This window comes from Streptomyces sp. CB00455, from assembly GCF_001905445.1.
Lineage (GTDB): Bacteria > Actinomycetota > Actinomycetes > Streptomycetales > Streptomycetaceae > Streptomyces.
The window spans coordinates 1,357,543-1,376,142 of sequence record NZ_LIVQ01000001.1; the positions used below are offsets into that span (position 1 = coordinate 1,357,543).

Annotated in this window: 15 protein-coding genes and 1 tRNA gene; 7 read left to right on the top strand and 9 right to left on the bottom strand. The window is 74.3% G+C overall.

Going from position 1 to position 18,600, the window contains the following annotated elements; genetic code table 11:
- Positions 1-109: 109 nt before the first annotated feature.
- On the bottom strand, positions 110-1,390 hold the full coding sequence (locus AMK16_RS06120) for an SAV2148 family HEPN domain-containing protein (protein WP_073909468.1): 1,281 nt from the start codon (positions 1,388-1,390) through the stop codon (positions 110-112).
- A 283-nt stretch (positions 1,391-1,673) separates the two neighbouring features.
- On the opposite strand from AMK16_RS06120, the gene glgX reads away from it, so the two are divergent.
- Positions 1,674-3,788 (top strand): glycogen debranching protein GlgX, encoded by a 2,115-nt coding sequence (gene glgX, locus AMK16_RS06125; RefSeq protein WP_073909471.1) that lies wholly within the window; start codon positions 1,674-1,676, stop codon positions 3,786-3,788.
- On the opposite strand, the gene AMK16_RS38295 is transcribed toward glgX, so the two are convergent.
- The gene (locus tag AMK16_RS38295) at positions 3,773-4,294 is read right to left on the bottom strand and encodes a hypothetical protein (protein WP_073909473.1); all 522 of its coding nucleotides are present in this window, start codon (positions 4,292-4,294) and stop codon (positions 3,773-3,775) included. The genes glgX and AMK16_RS38295 overlap by 16 nt on opposite strands.
- A complete protein-coding gene (locus tag AMK16_RS06135; RefSeq protein ID WP_338014415.1) occupies positions 4,222-5,199 on the bottom strand; it encodes an MFS transporter in 978 nt (325 codons plus the stop codon). The genes AMK16_RS38295 and AMK16_RS06135 overlap by 73 nt, the downstream gene beginning before the upstream one ends.
- Before the next feature lie 82 nt (positions 5,200-5,281).
- Here AMK16_RS06135 and treY point away from each other — a divergent pair, with 82 nt between their 5' ends.
- The 3 genes from treY to AMK16_RS06145 all read left to right on the top strand — a co-directional run bounded on the left by treY (position 5,282) and on the right by AMK16_RS06145 (position 9,588).
- Positions 5,282-7,633 (top strand): malto-oligosyltrehalose synthase, encoded by a 2,352-nt coding sequence (gene treY, locus AMK16_RS06140; protein WP_073909477.1) that lies wholly within the window; start codon positions 5,282-5,284, stop codon positions 7,631-7,633.
- A 3-nt stretch (positions 7,634-7,636) separates the two neighbouring features.
- Positions 7,637-7,807 carry a hypothetical protein gene (locus AMK16_RS36175; protein WP_158071210.1) on the top strand — a complete coding sequence of 57 codons (171 nt, stop codon included), beginning with the start codon at positions 7,637-7,639 and terminating at the stop codon, positions 7,805-7,807.
- Between the two features lie 371 nt (positions 7,808-8,178).
- Entirely contained in the window at positions 8,179-9,588 is a 1,410-nt protein-coding gene (locus tag AMK16_RS06145; protein WP_079191397.1) for a M14 family zinc carboxypeptidase, read from the top strand.
- Positions 9,589-9,963: 375 nt separating this feature from the next.
- On the opposite strand, the gene AMK16_RS06150 is transcribed toward AMK16_RS06145, so the two are convergent.
- Positions 9,964-10,527: a DUF1707 and FHA domain-containing protein gene (locus AMK16_RS06150; protein WP_073909482.1), complete on the bottom strand. Its 564-nt coding sequence runs from the start codon at positions 10,525-10,527 to the stop codon at positions 9,964-9,966.
- A 110-nt stretch (positions 10,528-10,637) separates the two neighbouring features.
- Here AMK16_RS06150 and treZ point away from each other — a divergent pair, with 110 nt between their 5' ends.
- Entirely contained in the window at positions 10,638-12,386 is a 1,749-nt protein-coding gene (treZ, locus tag AMK16_RS06155) for a malto-oligosyltrehalose trehalohydrolase (RefSeq protein WP_073909483.1), read from the top strand.
- Positions 12,387-12,512: 126 nt separating this feature from the next.
- Here treZ and AMK16_RS06160 read toward each other — a convergent pair whose 3' ends face one another.
- Together AMK16_RS06160 and AMK16_RS06165 are read right to left on the bottom strand one after the other, a co-directional pair.
- Positions 12,513-13,637, bottom strand: a complete 1,125-nt coding sequence (locus tag AMK16_RS06160; RefSeq protein ID WP_073909486.1) for a M24 family metallopeptidase — start codon at positions 13,635-13,637, stop codon at positions 12,513-12,515.
- Positions 13,627-14,478 (bottom strand): LysR family transcriptional regulator, encoded by an 852-nt coding sequence (locus AMK16_RS06165; RefSeq protein ID WP_073909488.1) that lies wholly within the window; start codon positions 14,476-14,478, stop codon positions 13,627-13,629. Before AMK16_RS06165 ends, AMK16_RS06160 begins: the two co-directional genes overlap by 11 nt.
- 168 nt (positions 14,479-14,646) lie before the next feature.
- On the opposite strand from AMK16_RS06165, the gene AMK16_RS06170 reads away from it, so the two are divergent.
- Both AMK16_RS06170 and AMK16_RS06175 read left to right on the top strand, forming a co-directional pair.
- Positions 14,647-15,489 (top strand): CTP synthase C-terminal region-related (seleno)protein, encoded by an 843-nt coding sequence (locus AMK16_RS06170; RefSeq protein WP_242438608.1) that lies wholly within the window; start codon positions 14,647-14,649, stop codon positions 15,487-15,489.
- A gap of 74 nt (positions 15,490-15,563) precedes the next feature.
- Positions 15,564-15,636 (top strand) — tRNA-His (locus AMK16_RS06175).
- Positions 15,637-15,699: 63 nt separating this feature from the next.
- Here AMK16_RS06175 and AMK16_RS06180 read toward each other — a convergent pair.
- The 3 genes from AMK16_RS06180 to AMK16_RS06190 all read right to left on the bottom strand — a co-directional run bounded on the left by AMK16_RS06180 (position 15,700) and on the right by AMK16_RS06190 (position 18,251).
- The gene (locus AMK16_RS06180; protein WP_073909490.1) at positions 15,700-16,455 is read right to left on the bottom strand and encodes an alpha/beta fold hydrolase; all 756 of its coding nucleotides are present in this window, start codon (positions 16,453-16,455) and stop codon (positions 15,700-15,702) included.
- Between the two features lie 225 nt (positions 16,456-16,680).
- On the bottom strand, positions 16,681-17,520 hold the full coding sequence (locus AMK16_RS06185) for a hypothetical protein (RefSeq protein ID WP_073909493.1): 840 nt from the start codon (positions 17,518-17,520) through the stop codon (positions 16,681-16,683).
- Positions 17,517-18,251 (bottom strand): MerR family transcriptional regulator, encoded by a 735-nt coding sequence (locus tag AMK16_RS06190; RefSeq protein WP_073909494.1) that lies wholly within the window; start codon positions 18,249-18,251, stop codon positions 17,517-17,519. The genes AMK16_RS06185 and AMK16_RS06190 overlap by 4 nt, the downstream gene beginning before the upstream one ends.
- Positions 18,252-18,600 lie beyond the last annotated feature (349 nt).

An 18,600-nucleotide genomic window follows, 5' to 3' on the forward strand; every position in this document is an offset into this window, starting at 1 on the left:
ACGGGGCACTGACAAGCCGGTGGCCGGGGCCGGGGCGGAGCCGCGGGAGGCACGGGCGCGGGGCCGCAGGATGCCGGGCGCGGGGCCCGCAGCGGGGTTCCGTCGCGGCTCACGACACCGGCCGGGAATCCTCCCACATGGACTCGAATTCCTCCCGGTACGTGGTGAACAGTCCGTGGTCGGCGTCTTTCGGCACACCCCGGCCGCCGCCCCGCAGGACCAGCACGGGGGATTCCATGCCGCGCGCCCGGCGCAGGTAGGACTGGACCACGGCGATCCCCGAGGACTGCCCCTCCACCAGGTAGGCGGTGAAGCGCGGGGTCTCGTCGAAGACGTGGATCTCGAAGCGCGAGGGGTCCCGCAGGCCCGCCCGGACCCGGCGGACGTGCAGGATGTTCATCTCCACCGAGCGGCTCAGCTCGCCCTTGCGCAGGCCGAGCTCCCGCTCGCGCCGCTTGACCGCGCTGCTCGCCGGGTTCAGGAACAGCAGCCGCACCCGGCATCCGGCCTCGGTGAGCCGGACGAGTCTTCGGCCCGAGAAGTTCTGGACCAGCAGGTTGAGTCCTATCCCGATGGCGTCCAGCCGCCGCGCGCCCCCGAAGAGGTCCTCCGCCGGAAGCTGGCGCTGCAGCCGCACCCGGTCCGGGTGGACCGAGATGACGTCCGCGTACCGGTCGCCCACCAGGTCCTCGACGGCGTCGATGGGCAGCCGGTCCGCCGCCGGGCTGCCCGCGCCCCCGCCCAGCACGTCCAGCAGCCGCGCCGAGGCCCGCTCGGCCTGTTCGAGGACCGGCCGCGAGAGCGCCCGGTTGCGGGAGACGACGTTGCGGGTGACCTCCAGCTCGTCCAGGGCGAGCTCGATCTCGCGCCGGTCGTCGAAGTACGGTTCGAAACACGGCCAGTGCTGGACCATCAGCTCGCGCAACTGCGGGAGCGTCAGGAAGCTCAGCACGTTGTCGTCGGCCTGGTCGAGCAGGTAGCCCTTGCGCCGGCTGACCTCGCGCACGGCCACCGCCCGCTGCACCCATTCCTGGCCGGCGGGTCCCGCGGCCGCGACCACCCAGTCGTCCCCGCCGTGCACCGGTTCGTAGATCGGCCGCAGCACCGCCCCTACCACCGACCGCAGCCGCTGCTCGATGAGGTTCAGCCAGATGTACGCGCGGCCCGCCCGCTGCGCCCGGGTGCGGACCTCGCTCCAGGCCTCCGTGCTCCAGTCCAGCTCCGCGCCGGCCCGTATGCCCCCGGCCTCCGCGGGACCGCCCGCCAGGGAGACCGCTCCGGCCGCGACCCCGCCCGCCGGCGCCCCCGGGGGGGCACTTCCTGGGGCGTCCGCCGGGCCACCCTCGTGACCGCTGTCACCAGGGGGCAGCTCCAGACCTCCCGAGCTCACCCGTGCACCGCCTTCTGCGTCTGGACGCCCGTCTCCAGTGATCACGGAAGGGTACTCCGCGCGTGCGGCCCGGTGCAGCCCGATGGGCCGTACACGGGCCGGCGGTTGACCCATTATCGGATGCGCACACAGTCCGCTGACCCGCCTGTCAGCTCTGCGCATCACCCGGAGAGACCAGCCCAAGTCCACGCGTGGGGACCCTCTTTCGGGGAAGATCTGGCAGTGACGTGGTCCAGCCGGGGCAGCGGGATCAGCCGGAGCAGGATGGGAAGAGTCGTTATCTATGCAGGTCTGGCCGGGACAGGCGTATCCGCTCGGCGCCACTTACGACGGCGCGGGCACCAATTTCGCGGTCTATTCAGAGGCCGCCCGACGCATCGAGCTGTGCCTCCTCCACGACGACGGGTCGGAGACCGCCGTGGAGCTGCGCGAGACGGACGCCTTCGTCCGCCACGCCTACCTGCCGGGGATCATGCCCGGCCAGCGCTACGGGTTCCGCGTCCACGGCCCGTACGCGCCGGAACACGGCCAGCGCTGCAACGCGGCGAAACTACTGCTGGATCCGTATGCGCGTGCGGTCAGCGGCACCGTGGACTGGGGCGAGGCGGTGTACGGATACCACTTCGGCCGTCCCGACTCCCGCAACGACCTGGACTCCGCGCCGCACACCATGAGCTCGGTCGTGGTGAACCCGTACTTCGACTGGGCCAATGACCGGCCCCCGCGCCACGAGTACCACCACACCGTCCTCTACGAGGCCCACGTCAAGGGTCTGACGATGAACCACCCGGAGCTCCCCGAGGAACTGCGCGGCACCTACGGGGCGCTCGCGCACCCTGCGGTCATCGGACACCTCACCAAGCTCGGGGTGACGGCGCTGGAGCTGATGCCGGTGCACCAGTTCGTCCATGACCACAGGCTGGTCAACGACGGGCTGAGCAACTACTGGGGCTACAACACCATCGGCTTCTTCGCACCCCACAACGGCTACGCCTCGGGCGACCGCGGCCAGCAGGTGCTGGAGTTCAAGTCGGCGGTGCGCGCCCTGCACGAGGCGGGGATCGAGGTGATCCTGGACGTGGTCTACAACCACACGGCGGAGGGCAACCACCTGGGTCCGACCCTGTCCTTCCGCGGGCTGGACAACGTCTCGTACTACCGGCTGACGGACGATCCGCGGCACTACATGGATACGACCGGTACCGGGAACTCTCTCCTGATGCGCTCCCCGCACGTCCTGCAACTGATCATGGACTCGCTGCGGTACTGGGTCACCGAGATGCACGTGGACGGCTTCCGCTTCGACCTGGCGGCGACGCTGGCCCGGCAGTTCCACGAGGTGGACAGGCTGTCCTCGTTCTTCGACCTGGTGCAGCAGGATCCGGTGGTCAGCCAGGTGAAGCTGATCGCCGAGCCCTGGGACCTGGGCGAGGGCGGCTACCAGGTGGGCAACTTCCCGCCGCTGTGGACCGAGTGGAACGGCAAGTACCGGGACACCGTGCGGGACCTGTGGCGCGGGCAGCCGCGCACCCTGGCGGAGTTCGCGGGACGGCTGACCGGTTCCTCGGACCTCTACCAGGACGACGGCCGGCGCCCGCTGGCCTCCATCAACTTCACCACCTGCCACGACGGTTTCACCCTGCACGACCTGGTCTCCTACAACGAGAAGCACAACGAGGCCAACCGGGAGGGCAACCGGGACGGGGAGACCCACAACCGGTCGTGGAACTGCGGGGTGGAGGGGCCCACGGAGGATCCCGGGGTACTGGAGCTGCGCGAGCGCCAGATGCGCAACTTCACCGCCACCCTGATGCTGTCGCAGGGCGTGCCGATGCTCAGCCACGGGGACGAGTTCGGCCGCACCCAGGACGGCAACAACAATGCCTACTGCCAGGACAACGAGCTGGCGTGGGTGCGCTGGCCGGAGCCGGGCAAGCCCTCGCCCGCACTGCTGGAGTTCACCCGCCGGATGGTGTGGCTGCGCCGCGACCATCCGGTCTTCCGCCGGCGCCGGTTCTTCCACGGGCGGCCGGTGGAGGGCACGCACGACGAGCTCTCCGACATCGCCTGGTTCACCCCGCACGGCGAGGAGATGCGGGCCCGCGACTGGCAGGCGCAGCACGCGCGGGCGCTGACGGTGTTCCTCAACGGGGAGGCGATCTCCGAACCGGGCACCCGCGGTGAGCGGATCACCGACGACTCGTTCCTGCTGATGTTCAACGCGGGAGCCGAGCCACAGGAGTTCACCGTCCCGGTCGGCCACGGCGCCCAGTGGCGCATGGTCGTGGACACGGCGCGCCCGCAGGTGCCCGCGCCCGGCACCGGGGCGCAGTTCGCGGCCGGTGACCGGGTGGCGCTCACGGGACGGAGCCTGGTGGTGCTTCAGCGCCCCGCGTAGGCGGACCCGGCGCCGTCCCCGAGGGCCGGGTCCGGGGTGCCCGGGTCCCCGACGGTCGAGCCGGCGACGCCCGGACCCCCGGCACCCGGCTCTCCGATGCCCGGCTCTCCGTCTCCCAGCTCTCCGATGCGCGGCTCTCCGGCGCCCGGGGCGCCGGTCCGCGGCGCCGGGGGGCCGCTCTGCCGGGCCGGGGCGAAGGCCGAGCCCGGGGTACGGGCGGACGGGACCCGGGTGGCCAGGGCGAGGGTCAGGCACAGCGCGGCCGCGCCCACGGCGACGCAGAACGCCCCGGCGGGCCCGTACGCCTCGGCGAGCCGCCCGCAGACGGCGAGCGCGACGGCCTGCCCGGCGACCAGCGAGCTGGCGGCGAAGGCCATCGCCTCGGCGAGCCGGGCCGGCTCCACGACGCGCTCGGTGAGCGCGAAGGCGGTGATCAGGTGCGGGGCGTAGGCCGCGCCGAGCACGGTGACGACCGCGTACAGCGGCCACAGCTCGTCGGTGAACAACAGCGGCCCGATAGGACCAGCGCGGCGCTGGTGGCCGCACGCCAGCGCAGCCGCAGCCCGAAGCGGGCCGGCAGCGCGCCGAGCGCGAGGCCCACGGCGGCGCTGACGACGCCCATGGCGGCGTAGACGATCCCGGCCTGGCCGGGGACGCCCAACCGGTCGGTGAGCGAGGCGATCCCGGCCTGGCAGGCGCCGAACATGGCGCCCTGGAGGGCGAGCGAGCCGCGGACGGCGTGGACCACCCGGGCCTGACGGACCCGGCCCGCGGTGCCGCGCGCCCGCACGGGGGTCCCGGCCGTGACGGCGGCGGTCGGGTGCAGCGCGTAGGCGGCGCCGAAGACGGCGACGAGCCCGGCCGCACCGCCGAGCGCGACGGCCGGGTGGGCGAGGAGGGCGGCCAGTGCGACGAGGGCCGGACCGAAGACGAAGGAGACCTCGTCCAGCGTCCCTTCGAGCGAGTGGACGGCCGCCACCACGCCCTCGTCGGCGCCGGCGCGGTGGGCCAGGGCGACGGAGCGGGTGCGGGCGAGTGGCCCGATCAGCGGGACGCAAGCTCCGGTGACGGCGCCGAGGGCGGCGAGCGGGGCGGTGGCGAGGCCGCCGAGCGCGCCGGCGACGAGGGCGGCGGTCGCGACGGCGTTGACGGCCGCGGCGGTCAGGACGACGGGCCGCTGCCCGTGGCGGTCGGCGAGCCGGCCCAGGACGGGCCCGAAGACCACCTGGGCGGCGGAGAGGGCGCCGCCGACGATCCCCGCGGTGGTCAGGGAGCCGCTGGTCTGGGCGACCAGCAGGACGCTTCCGAACTGGGACATCGCGACGGGCAGTCGGGCGAGGAAGGACAGGAGGGGAAGGAGGGGCCCGGTCAGGGCGATGACTCTTCGATAGGTGTTGACGGTTGCAACCACCCGAGCGACGTTAACCGCGCGCAGTCACCCGGATGCATGGGGTGATGGCACGGAATCCGGCAGGCTGGGTACGTACGTTCTCATGAGCCAGCCGCAGTCAAGCATCCGATCGGAACCTGACGTTCCGAAACCTGTCACTCCGGCGTCCACCTACCGCCTCCAGCTGCGTCCGGAATTCCCCTTCGCGGCGGCCGAGGGCGCCGTACCGTACCTCGCGTCCCTCGGGGTGTCCCACCTGCACCTGTCCCCCGCCCTGGAGGCCGTGCCCGGATCGACCCACGGGTACGACGTCACCGATCACTCCCGGGTCCGGGAGGAGCTGGGCGGCGAGGCCGGCCTGCGGTCGCTCGGCGCGGCGGCCCGGGCGCACGGGCTCGGCCTCGTGCTCGACATCGTCCCGAACCACATGGCGGTGCCGGCGCCGCTGCGGCTGAACCGGCCGCTGTGGGAGGTCCTGCGGGAGGGGCCGGGATCCCCGTACGCGCGCTGGTTCGACATCGACTGGGAGGCGGGCGGCGGGCAGGTGCTGCTGCCGGTGCTCGCCGGACCGGCCGATGCCTGCGACCTGAAGGCCGAGGGGGAAGTCCTGCGCTACGGGGAGCAGGAGTTCCCGCTGCGGGAGGGCACCGCGGGGCTGGAGCTCCCCGAGCTGCTGGCCGCGCAGTGGTACCGGCCGGCCTGGTGGCGGGAGGCGAGCACCGCGCTCAACTACCGTCGGTTCTTCACGATTTCGGACCTGATCGGGGTGCGCGTGGAGGACCCGGAGGTCTTCGACGCCACCCACGCCAAGATCCTGGAACTGGTCCGGGACGGGGTGGTGGAGGGGCTGCGGATCGACCACGTGGACGGGCTGGCCGATCCGGAGGGGTACCTGCGGCGGCTGCGCGCGGCGGCCGGGCCGCACTGCTGGGTGGTGGTGGAGAAGATCCTGGCCCGCCGGGAGCGGCTGTCCCCCGCGTGGCCGGTGGCGGGGACCACCGGGTACGACGCGCTGCACCGGGTCGACGGGGTGTTCACCGACCCGGTGGGCGCGGCCGAACTGGCCCGGCGTTACGGAGAGTCGACGGGAATGCCCGGCTGGGAGCGGACGGCCGAGGCGTGTGCGCGGGAGGTGCTGACCGGCGACCTGGCCGCCGAATTGGGCACGCTCGTCCGCCGGGCCGGCCCCGGACTGGCGGACGCGGTGGCGGAGCTGCTCATCGCCTATCCGGTCTACCGGACCTATCCCCGGGATCCGGAACCGCCCCCGGAGGCCGTGGAACGGGCCGCGGCGGCGGCCGGGCCGGCCGCGGTGGCCGGCGTACGGGAACTGCTGCTGCGGGACCCCGCCTTCGCCGCGCGCTTCGCCCAGACCTCGGCGGCGCTGCGCGCCAAGTCCCTGGAGGACCGCGCCTTCTACCGGTACGCGCCCCTGCTGTCGGCCACCGAGGTCGGCGGCGACCCGGGGCAACCGGCGGTGTGTGCGCAGGAGTTCCACGCCTTCAACGCCGAGAGGGAACGGGAGTGGCCCGGGACGGGAACGGTGCTGTCCACGCACGACACCAAACGCAGCGCGGACGTCCGTGCCCGGATCTCGGTCCTGTCCCAGGCACCGGAGCGGATGGCGGCGGAGCCGGCGGGGGCGGCGGGGGCGGAGGCGACTGGTGCGCAGCCGGCGGGGACGGAGCGGGCCGGGGCGGTGGCCGCCGGCTGCGATGTCCAGTTGGCGTGGACGGCCCGGCAGACCGCACTGGGACTCGGCGAGGTCCCGCAGGCCGTCCCGCGGATGGCCGAGGCACTGCTGAAGGGGGCCCGGGAGGCCACGCTGCACACCAGCTGGACCGACCCGGACGAGGCGTATGAGGCGACGGTGGCCGGGTACGCCGCGCGCGCGGTGGAGCTGCCGCAGGACCTCGCGGAGGCGGCGCGTGCCAACCTGCTCGGCATGACGCTGGTGCACTTGACGATGCCGGGGGTGCCGGAGGTCTACCAGGGCGCGGAGACGGAATACCGGGCCCTCGTGGACCCGGACAACCGGCGCCCGGCCCACTTCCCGCGCGAGGCCCTGGCCCGGCTCGACGCAGGATCCGCCCCCCTGGACCCCGCGCAGGAGAAGCTCGCGCTCACGGCCGCCGTGCTGCGGCTGCGGCGGGCGCGGCCCGAGCTCTTCACCGGCTACGCGCCGCTGACGGCCCGGGGTCCGGCGGCGGACCACTGCCTGGCCTACACCCGGTCGCCCGGCCTGCTGGTCGTGGCCACCCGGCTCTCGCACCGGCTGGCCGGATCGGGCGGCTGGCGCGGCACCACCCTGCCGCTGCCACCGGGCCGCTGGACCCCCCTGTCCCCGACCCTGCCCGGACCCCCGCACGAGGGGGAAACCCCCCTCGCCGACCTCCTGACCACCTGGCCCGTCGCCCTCCTCCTCCGCACGGCCCCCGAACCCCCGCAACCCTGACCCATGACCTCCGCTCGCCACCGGGTCCTGGCGCACACCCACGACCTGCCCCCCGGCAGCGTCCGGCCGGCCGGACGCAGAAGCCTCCAGGGCCCCGGCGCGCCCCAGCCCCGCCAGCGCTTGAGACGCGAGCCCGGATCCTCGGCGACGTACGACACCGCAGCCAAGGACTGAAGCAGGAGCCACGGACGCGCCCCCGCCCCCGCCGACGCCCGATGCGCGGGCCCGCGCAGCCGGCCCAGCGCGGGTCCGGCGCCGGTCCGGACGGCCGCCCCGGACGGGCCGACGGGTGGGATACCGGCCGGGGCTGGCGGGGGGTCCGGCACGGGCCCGGCGGGCGCCCCGGCAGGCGGCCCAGCCGGTCCGGCACGGGCCCGGCGGGCGCCCCGGCAGGCGGCCCAGCGCGGGTCCGGCGGGGGCTCGGGACGGGCCGGTGGGTGGGGTACCGGCCGGTAGACGGGCAGGTCGGGGGAAGTGCGGGGCGCGCGGAGCAGTAGGCGGTGCGGCGGGCGGGCATGGCATCCCTTGTGACCCTCCTCCGTGACATGTGCTACCCAACACCGCACGAACTCGCCCTGGCCGCGCGGGCCCTGGCGGACGACCACCCCGGCGAGGCCCGACTCCGTCAGGTGGGCACCTCCCGGGCCGGGCAACCCCTCTGGCTGCTGTCCATCGCCGAGGCCGGCTCCCGTTACGGCACCGGCCCGTACGCCCCGGGCCCGGGCACGGCCGCCGACACAGGCCCCTGCCCCGGCCCCGGCGGCCACAACAGCGGCACCACCGGCAGAGGCACCACCGGCCCCGGCACCGGCAACCGCAACGTCCTCGTCGTCGCCGGGGCCCACGCCAACGAGCCCGTCGGCGGCGCGACCGCCCTCTCCCTCGCCCGCCGCGTCCTGCGCGACCCGGCCCCGCGGGCAGGCTGCGCCTGGCACTTCCTGCTCTGCGCCGACCCGGACGGCGCTGCCCTGCACCGCACGCCCCGCCCCTACTCGCTCCTCGACTACCACCGGAACTTCTTCCGGCCCCCCGGCCCCGAACAGCCCGAGTGGGCGCCCTCTTTACTGCCCCCCGACCGGCTGCCGCCCGAGACCCTGGTCCTGACCGCCCTCATCGACGAGCTGCGGCCCGTCCTCCAGGTCTCCCTGCACGCCACCGACCTCGGCGGCTCCTGGGTGCAGCTCACCCGGGACATCCCCGGCCTCGCCGAGCCGTTCGCCAAGTCGGCCGCCGAGCTGCGCATCCCGGTGGAGAACGGGGCCTCGGACGCCGCCGGCTGGTCCTCCCCCGGGCCCGGAATCTTCGTCATCCCGCAGCCCGGGAGCGGGGCGGCCGGGGCCTTCCACCCCGAGGACACCCGGCTCAGCACCTGGTACCACGCCCATCGCTACGCCGGCACCACCGCGATCGTCGAAGTCCCCATGTGGGCCTCCCACCTGGTGGACGACCCGGCTCCGCACCCCGACCCGCGCCGCGCCCTGCGGATGCTGGCCGGCCGGCTCACCACGGACACCGCCCTCGTGGCCGGTGTCCGGAAGGGGATCGGGCCCGGCCCGCTGCCGCGGTCGGACCCGGCCTGCGCGCCCCTGCTGCGTGCGGTGGACTGGACGCTCGCGCTCATCCCGCGGATCACCGCCGAGTGGACCGGCGGCGCCGCCCCGACCGAGGCGACCGTGGCGTTCATCGCCAGCATCGACGCCTTCGGCCGGCGCCTGTCGCTGCGCGCCGCCTCCATGCTGCTGCGGGTGCTGCGCGCCCAGGGACACCGGTCGGCTCCCGGGCTGGACCGGCTGGTCACCGGGTGGTGCGAGGAGTTCGCAGCCCACTTCCAGGCCCGCTGGGTCCCGGTCGCCACCCAGGTCGAGCACCAGTCCCGGACCGTCCTGGCCGCCTACGACCGTCTCACCGCCGCCACCGCCACCGGCGCTCCGGCCCCCACCACCCTGGACCGGTGACCGGCAGCCCGGCTCCGGCCCGCCGTACGCCACCCGTTCGGGAACGCGTTCCACCGCACGGGACGGGGCCCCCGATGCGTGCGCGGCGGCCCCGCGGCAAACGCCGGGACAAACGGCCGGGGCATGCGGGCGCGCCCGGCCGGAACACCTGACCACGGGACCACCGGACCACCGGACCGCCGGACCGCCGGACCGCCGGACCGCCGCACTGGACCACCCCCGGACCGCCGGACCGCCCCGCCAGACCACCGGACCACCCCGCCGAACCACCGGACCGCCGGACACCGCACCGGACCACCGGACACCGCCGGCACCGCAACACCCCGCCGCCCCGTCGGGACACCGGGTCGCAAGGACGCCGAAGCGGCGAACCGCTCAGCTCGCGGACAGCCGGAAGGTCATCTTTCCGAAACCGACCTGGTCCCCGTCCCGCACCACCGCGGAGCCCGTCACCCGGTGTCCGTTGACCGTGGTGCCGTTCGTCGAGCCGAGATCCTTCAGCACCCACACCCCGCCCTGCATGCTGAGCTCCGCGTGCGCCCGGGAGACGGTCTCGTGGCTGAGCCGCAGCCCGTTCCCCGGGTCGCGGCCGATCCGCAGGGCGGCCGCGCTCGGGTGCGGCAGCAACAGCTTGGGGAGCTTCTCGGCGGCCCAGGCGCGCCGGACACCGACCGTGACGGCGGAGACCCGCCCCACCCAGCCGAACAGCCGTCGCGTCCACGGGCTTTCGGCGGCCTCCCGTGTCCGCAGGTCCGCGGTGAGGACCGCGAGGTCCTCGGAGCGACGCGCCACCAGGGCGAGTTCCATCCGGCGCAGGAACGTGTCGTGGGACAGCTTCCCGAGGGCGGCGCCCTCCCGGAGCTGGCCCAGCGCCCGGTCGCGCTCGGCGTCGGACAGCCGCGGCGCGGGGAAGGCGGGGAACTCGAAACTGGACGTCACAGGGTGATTGTCGGCCCGTCGGGGCCGGAGTGTCCAGAACTCCCCCGCCGGGCCCGGAATGATGGGCACGATACGCATGCTGGACAGCGCCGCAGACGAGGGGAACGTCCGTGCAGTTCGAGGTGTGGGCACCGCTGACAGGTCATGTCGCCATGCGACTCGACGACGCGACGTACGACATGGCGCCGGATCCGGACCGGGACGGCTGGTGGACCGCACACGCTCCGGCCGCCGACGGGAGCCGGTACGGCTTCCTGCTGGACGGCGATACCGTCCCCCGGCCGGACCCGCGCGGCCGCCGTCTCCCGGACGGCCCCGACGGCCTGTCGGCGGTGGTCGACTTCGCGGCCCTCCCCGCGCCGGGTTCGGCCGCCGGGCGCACCCCGCTCCAGGACGCCGTCCTGTACGAGCTGCACGTCGGCACCTTCACCCCCGAGGGCACCTTCGACGCCGCCGCGGCCCGCCTCGGGCACCTCACCGGCCTCGGCGTCACGCACGTCGAGCTGATGCCGGTGTGCTCCTTCCCCGGCCGGCACGGCTGGGGGTACGACGGCGTCGCGCCTTGGGCGGTGCACGAGCCGTACGGCGGCCCGGCCGGCCTGGCCCGGTTCACGGCGGCCGCGCACCGGGCGGGACTGGGGGTGGTGCTGGACGTGGTCCACAACCATCTCGGCCCCTCCGGCAACCACCTCCCGGCCTTCGGGCCGTACTTCAACGACGCCCACCACACCCCCTGGGGCGCGGCGGTGAACCTGGACGCGCCGGGTTCCGACGAGGTGCGCGCGTACTTCCTCGACAGCGCGCTGGCCTGGTTGCGCGACTACGGGATCGACGGGCTGCGGCTCGACGCCGTGCACGCGCTGGCCGACGGGCGGGCGCTGACCTACCTGGAGGAACTGGCCGCCGCCGTGGACGAGCTGGCCGCCGAGACCGGCCGGCCGCTGTTCCTGATCGCCGAGTCCGACCGGTGCGACCCGCGCACCACCACGCCCCGCTCCGAGGGGGGCCTGGGCCTGCACGCCCAGTGGAACGACGACTTCCACCACGCCCTGCACGCGGCGCTGACGGGCGAGTCCCAGGCGTACTACGCCGACTTCGCCGGGGCCCCGCTGGCCGCCGTGGCCAAGACCCTGACCCGCGTCTTCTTCCACGACGGGACGTGGTCCTCCTTCCGGGGCCACACCCACGGCCGGCCCGTGGACCGCCGCCGGACCCCCGCCCACCGCTTCGTCGGCTACACGCAGACGCACGACCAGATCGGCAACCGGGCCCTGGGCGACCGGCTCGCCGCCTCCCTCTCCCCCGGTCTGCTGGCCTGCGGGGCGGCCCTGGTGCTGACCGGGCCGTTCGTGCCGATGCTGTTCATGGGCGAGGAGTGGGGGGCGGGCACGCCCTGGCAGTACTTCACCGACCATCCCGACCCCGCGCTCGCGGAGGCCGTACGCACGGGCCGGCGCAAGGAGTTCGCCGCGCACGGCTGGCAGGCCGGGGCGGTCCCCGATCCCCAGGACCCGGCCACGCGGGAGCGTTCCTGCCTGAACTGGGACGAGCCCGGGCAGGGGGCGCACGCCCGCCTGCTGGCCTGGTACCGCACCCTCGTCTCGCTCCGCCGCACGCATCCGGACCTGCGCGACCCGGACCTCGCGGCGGTCCGCGTCGCCTTCGACGAGGAGCGCCGCTGGATCACCTTCCGGCGGGGCGACGTCCGCGTGGCCGTGAACTTCGCCCCGCAGCCGGCCACGATCGCGCTGGGCCGCAACGGTGTGCGGGTGCTGGCCGCCTGGGATCCGCTCGAACACCCCGGGGCGGACGGGCGGATCCACCTGCCGGGCGAATCCGCGGTCGTCCTGGGCCCCTGACCCCCTGACCTCCTGACTCCTGGTCCCGGCCGGCTGACCGGGCCACCGGGCCCCGGCCGGACGGGTCGCCTTCCGGTCGGGTCCCCACCCGACGGGACCTACCCGACGGGACCTGCCCGGCGAGACCTACTCGACGACGGCCAGCTCGCGCGGGGCGTTGTTCAGCCGGCGGGCGCCGTCCTCGGTGACGGTCACGATGTCCTCGATGCGGACGCCGAAGCGGCCGGGCAGGTAGATGCCCGGCTCCACGGAGAAGCACATGCCGGGGACGAGCGGCTGCTCCTCCCCCTCGACCATGTACGGCGGCTCGTGCGTGGTGACGCCGATGCCGTGGCCGGTGCGGTGGATGAAACGGTCGCCGTATCCGAATCCGGTGATCACCGCGCGGGCCGCCCGGTCCACCTCCTGACAGGAGACCCCCGGCCGGACCGCCGCCACACCCGCCTGCTGGGCCTCGCGGACGATGTCGTGGACGCGCTGCTCCTCGGGGCCCGGCTCGCCCACGTGCACGGTGCGGGAGATGTCGGAGCCGTAGCCGTGGCGCAGGCCGCCGAAGTCGAGGACCACCATGTCGCCGTGCGTAATGACCCGGTCTCCCGCCTCGTGGTGCGGGTTGGCTCCGTTGGGGCCGGAGCCGACGACGGTGAAGTCGACCTGGGAGTGGCCGTGCACGCGCAGCAGCGCGGCCAGTTCGGCGGCCACTTCCGTTTCCCGGCGCCCGGCGAAGGGCAGGTGGAGGATCTGCGCGAAGGCAGCGTCGGCGGCGGCCCCCGCCGCCGCGAGGCGCTCCAGCTCCCGCTCGTCCTTCACCGCCCGCAGCATGGGCAGGGAGTCGGTGAGCGGCACGTAGGAGGTGGCGGGCAACTCCCGCTGGAGGCCGAGCAGGTGCAGGGCCCAGGTGTTGTCGCTCACGCCGAAGCGCCCGGCCGCGTCCAGCAGCGGGGCGGTGATCGCGTACGGGTTCTTCCCGTCGGACCAGTCCCGCAGGCTCAGCGCGCTGGCGCCGGGGGCCTTGGCCGCGTCGGGGGCCTCCAGGGCGGGTACGACGAGCACCGGTTCCCGTCCGGCGGCCAGGACGAGCAGGGTCAGCCGCTCGGTCTCGGCGGTCGGCCGGTAGCCGGTGAGGTGCGCGAGGTCGGGCCCGGGAGCGATCAGCAGCCCGGCCAGTCCCGCGTCGGCGGCGCTCTGGGCGGCGGCGGTCATCCGGGCGGAGTAGTCGTCGGCCGTGAAGGGTGCGGGGTCAGAAGTCATACGGGGATCCTGCCGTGAGGCGTGCGGCGAGCGCAGCGGCCGCGCCGGTCACGATCCCGGGCGAGAGCAGTTCCGTGCGGTGCACCAGGCGCGGCGCGGACAGCGGTACGGCGACCCCCGCGCCCGCGGCTTCGGCGACCCGGCGCGGCAGCAGCACGAGACCGTGTCCGGCGGCGGCCAGGGCGCAGAGGGCGAACAGGTCGGTGCCGTCGTAGCGGGCGGCGGCGCGGGCGGCCCGCAGCGCGAGGCCCACGCCGGGGGCGTCGAGCCAGCGCGCCTCGGCGAGGTCGTCCAGCCGGACCGCTGCCCGCCCGGCGAAGGGATGCCCGGTGGGCAACAGGACGGCCAGCTCCTCCTCGCCCAGACCCGTCACGGTCAGGGGTGCCACGTCGGGCAGCCGCAGCGGGTCGCTGGGCGCGGCCGGGCCGTCGACCAGGCCGAGGTCGCAGCCGCCGGTGGCGACGGCGGCCGGCACCTCGGCCGGGGGCAGCACCCGCAGGGTGACCCCGGTGACGGGCAGGGCCGCGAGCAGCCGCGGGCCGACGGCGAGCGGGGAGGCGGCGAGGGTGACCCGCCCGGGTGGCGCGGCGGCCAGCCGCAGCACGTCGGCGCGCGCGGCGTCGAGCCGCAGCAGCAGCGGGCCGGCGTGCTCAAGCAGCCGCGCGCCGGCGGGGGTCGGCGCGACGGGCCGTCGGGTGAGCAGCGCCGCGCGCAGGTCGCCCTCCAGGGCGGCGATGTGCTGGGAGACGGCGGACTGGGTGTAACCGAGCTCGCGTGCGGCCGCGGAGAAGGAGCCCAGCCGGGCCACGGCCACGAAGGTGCGGAGCAGGTGCGGGTCCATGGCTCCAGCATCCCATCAGTGCTGCTTATCGACCGTGCAGGAACAATCGTTGGCGCTGAAGTGGGCCGCGGTACCAGCATGGACGACATGACCACCGCATCCAGTCGAGCCCGCACGTCCCCCCGGCCGGCTGCGTCGCCCGATGCGTCGCCTGCCGTGTCGCCTGCCGTGTCGACGACAGCCGCTTCCGCCATCGCTTCCGCCGCCCCGGCGTTCCCGGTCGCCCGGATCGCCCTCGTCGGCGACCGCTCGCCCCACGTGGAGTCCCACACCCGGATCCCGGTCCTCCTCGACGCCCTCGCCGCCCGCGACGGGCTCGTCCTCGACGCCTACTGGATCCCCACCGGCGACGCCGGAGCCGAGGCCGCCGCCGGCACGCTCGCCCGCTTCGACGCGGTCTGGGTGCTCCCCGGGAGCCCGTACGCCAGCGAGGCCGGGGCGCTCGCCGCGATCCGGGTGGCCCGGGAGGAGCGCATCCCCTTCCTCGGAACCTGCGGCGGCTTCCAGCACACCCTGCTGGAGTACGCCCGGACGGTGTGCGGGCTGGCGGACACCGCCCACGCCGAGAACGACCCAGGGGCGGCGGACCTGCTGATCGCGCCGCTCGCCTGCTCGCTCGTCGGGCACGAGGGCCTCGTACGGGCCGAGCCCGGTTCGCTCGCCGAGGCGGCGCTCGGCGCCGAGCGCTCCCTGGAGCACTACCACTGCACCTACGGGCCCGCCCCCCGCCACCTGCCGGCGCTCGCCGCGCACGGGCTGCGGCTGTCGGGACACGACGAGGAGGGGCAGGTGCGGATCGCCGAGCTGCCCGGCCACCCCTTCTTCCTGGCCACCCTCTTCCAGCCCGAGCTGCACGGGGACGGGACCCGGCCGCACCCCGTCGTCCGGGCCTTCGCCGCGGCGGCCGTGGCGCACGCAGCCGCGCGTGCCACGGGGCACACCACGGGGCACACCACGGGGCACGCCACGGGACCCGCCGTCCCCGGGCAACCCACCGCCGCCGCCGGATAACGCGTCGCGGGACCACCCTCCTGATCGGCTATGCTGTGCATGCACGTCGAACGGGTGGTCCGCCGCCCTTCGTGGTGGGTGTAGCTCAGTTGGTAGAGCACCTGGTTGTGGTCCAGGTGGCCGCGGGTTCAAGTCCCGTCACTCACCCTGATGGTCCCCTGGGGGGTACGAGGTTTCCTCGTACCCCCCAGGGGCTTTTTCGTATCGGCACTAGCTCCGCAGGAACGCCTCGACTTCGGTCGCGAAGGCCACCGGCGTCTCGTGCGGCGGGTAGTGGCCCGTGCCCGGGACAGTCCTGATGCGGCAGTTCGGGTACCAGGTCTTCCACGTGGCGCGCATCACCTCGGCGGTGAGGGCGAGGTCGTACTCCCCGACCAGGACCAGCACGGGGACCGTGTTGCCCTTCACGGCGGCGGAGAGGTCCAGCGGCTGCCAGCTCGCCAGGTACGCGGCGAAGACCTCGGGCCGGCAGGCGGCGAGGGAGTGGCCCACCATGCGATCGAGCCAGTGGCGGCTCGCGCGGTTGCCGGTGACCAGCGCGAGGATCGCCCGGCGCTTGTCGGGATCCTCGGCGGCGCCGTGGAAGAGCGCGTGGGTGGCGTCGTCCATCTCGTACGGCGCGGCCGGCACCGGGGCGACCCCGACGAGCTTCTCGATCCGTTCGGGGGCGCGGACGAGGACCTGCTGGGCCGCCTTGGCGCCCATGGAGTGGCCGAGGAGGGAGAAGGTGTCCCAGCCGAGCTGGTCGGCGAGTTCGAGGACGTCGTCGGCGATCTCCGGGACGCTGTAGCGGCCGGCGACGTCCCGCCGCTCGCCGTAGCCCCGGTAGTCGAGGAAGGCGTACGAGAACCCCTCCGGGTCCAGGTACTCCAGCACGGAGCCCCAGTTGGCGGACGTCCCGAACCAGTCGTGCAGCACGATGACGCGGACGGGTCCGGTGCCGATCCTGCGGTGGGCGATGGCCATGCGTTCTCCCTCGGTGACGGGACGAAGAAAACCGACGCCGTAGGTACTGCCCGCCGCACATGCGGTCACACCGGGGAACCGCGCGCCCTCCCGCTCCGGTACGCCCGGGGCGGCCGCCACCGCGGCGACCTCGCGGTGGCCCGGCCTCGGGGAACATCGGTACAGCCGTTGGCGCTGAGATTGATCACGAGGTCTGGCTGCGGAGCTCCGTGGTCGGGTGAGTGCTCAGGCGGACTGACGGAGTGCGCTGACCAGTGCGCGCGGGTCGTCTGCGTGGAAGCGGATGGTGTGGGCCTCTTCCGTTGCGCCGAGCGGGCGGGTGAAAGGGAGTGGCCGGTTCAGCTCCAGGGTCACCGAGGTCTGGCTGCCCACGATCAGGTCGAGGACCCCGTCCTCGGAGAGAGTGATCAGGCTGCCTTCGGGGTAGCGCCGCTCGACCCGGACCGTGGCCACCGCGTCCGGCGGTACGGCGAGGTCGAAGAGGGCTCCGTAGCGGATCCGCAGAGAGCCGTCGGGGCGCACGACGTGCGGCCGGGTGACGCAGGCGGCGTGCAGGGCCAGCACGAGGACGACGCCATACAGGTCGAGTACCAGGATCACCCGGTGGACCACCGGCCAAGGGATGAGGAAGGCCAGGCCCACCGTCTCGATGACCATCACGAAGAGCAGCCCGTACATCATCGCGGTCTGGGGCCCGGTGTAGGCGGCAGCGAGGTCCCCGGGGCGCACCCCGTGCGTGCCACGCCGGACCCACCGCCCCAGGGAGGCGAGGGCGCGCAGCTCGTGGAGGACCAGGCGGCGGACCGTCACCGGCACCGCCTCCTGCACGGCGGACCGCCGCGCCGCCCGGCGCTCCGCACCGCGGGCGCGCGCGGCCACGTACAGCGAGCGCAGCACCCGGGCCTCCACCAGCAGCACCACGAGCACCAGCGCCTCGGCGCCCGCCAGCACCCACCCGGGCGGCCGGACCCCGGCCACCAGGCAGGCGGCCAGGGCCAGTTCCCCCGGCAGTACGGCGGCGACCGCGACCCGCGCCGCCCGTACGCCCCTTGACCGGCCGTTCATCCCCTACCCCTCTCCATGAACGCGTCCATAAGTCGGCCCACGACTTCCGCCTGCGCTGGGGTGTACTCGGCGAGCAGCGCCTCCCTGAACCCGGTCACGACCACCCCGTCCTCGGGGATCGCGGCGAACAACTCCGCGGGGACGGCTGCCATCAGGTCAGCTGCCAGGGGTGCGATCCGCGGATCGCCGGTGGGGGCTTCGGCGAGAGCGTCGAGGCGCTCGTACAGTTCGACGACCTCGGGATCGGCGACCAGCGTCCCGAGCAGCCCGAGCATCTCCTTGTTACCGGTGCTGGTGGCGTCCAGCAGCGCGAGGTACTCGCGGTCCTTCGCCGCGCTCGGCGAGTCTGTTCGGGGGGCCTGTGCCAAAAGTGCGGCGAGGGCGGGTGAAACGGGCCCGGTCGCGCCGGGCGGCTCGGCGAGCAGGGCGCCGAGCCGGCAGCGGCGCTCCCTGATGTCGGCTTCCTGGCGGGCCAGGTCGGCATCGAGTTCTTCCAATATCTCGGTCAGTTCGCGCCCGGCATCGTCGGCGAGGGCGTCGCGCACTTCATCGAGGCTGAGGCCGAGTTCGGTGAGCCTGCGCACCCTGGCGAGCAGGACGGCGTCGCGGACGCTGTAGGCCCGGTAGCCGTTGGGGAGCCGCTCCGGTTCCGGAAGCAGCCCGACATGGTGGTAGTGCCGGATCGCCCGGGTGGTGAGCCCCACGAGCGCGGCGACCTCTCCGATTCGCATGCCGCCAGTAGAAACCCTGCCGTTGCGTCAAGGTCAAGCGCTGAAACTATCGTCGGGCGCAAAACGATTCGAGCGTGTCTACACACCGGAGTGGTACGTCTTCGCCAGCGCACGTAACCGGCCAGCGTCCGCTCCCGTTACCCCTCGTCGTCCTCGTCGAATTCGACTGTGTCCGGGTCGCGCAAACGGGCGTAGGGCGCCGACGGCCGGGTGGAGGTACAGGGACGACGAACCGCAGTCCGTCGACCGAGACCAACGGCCCGTCTCCCCAGTACCGCACGAAGAACCGCTCCAGCTCAGGTCTCGTCAGCTTCTCGGCGAACTCCCCGTACGCCTCGGCCTGATCATC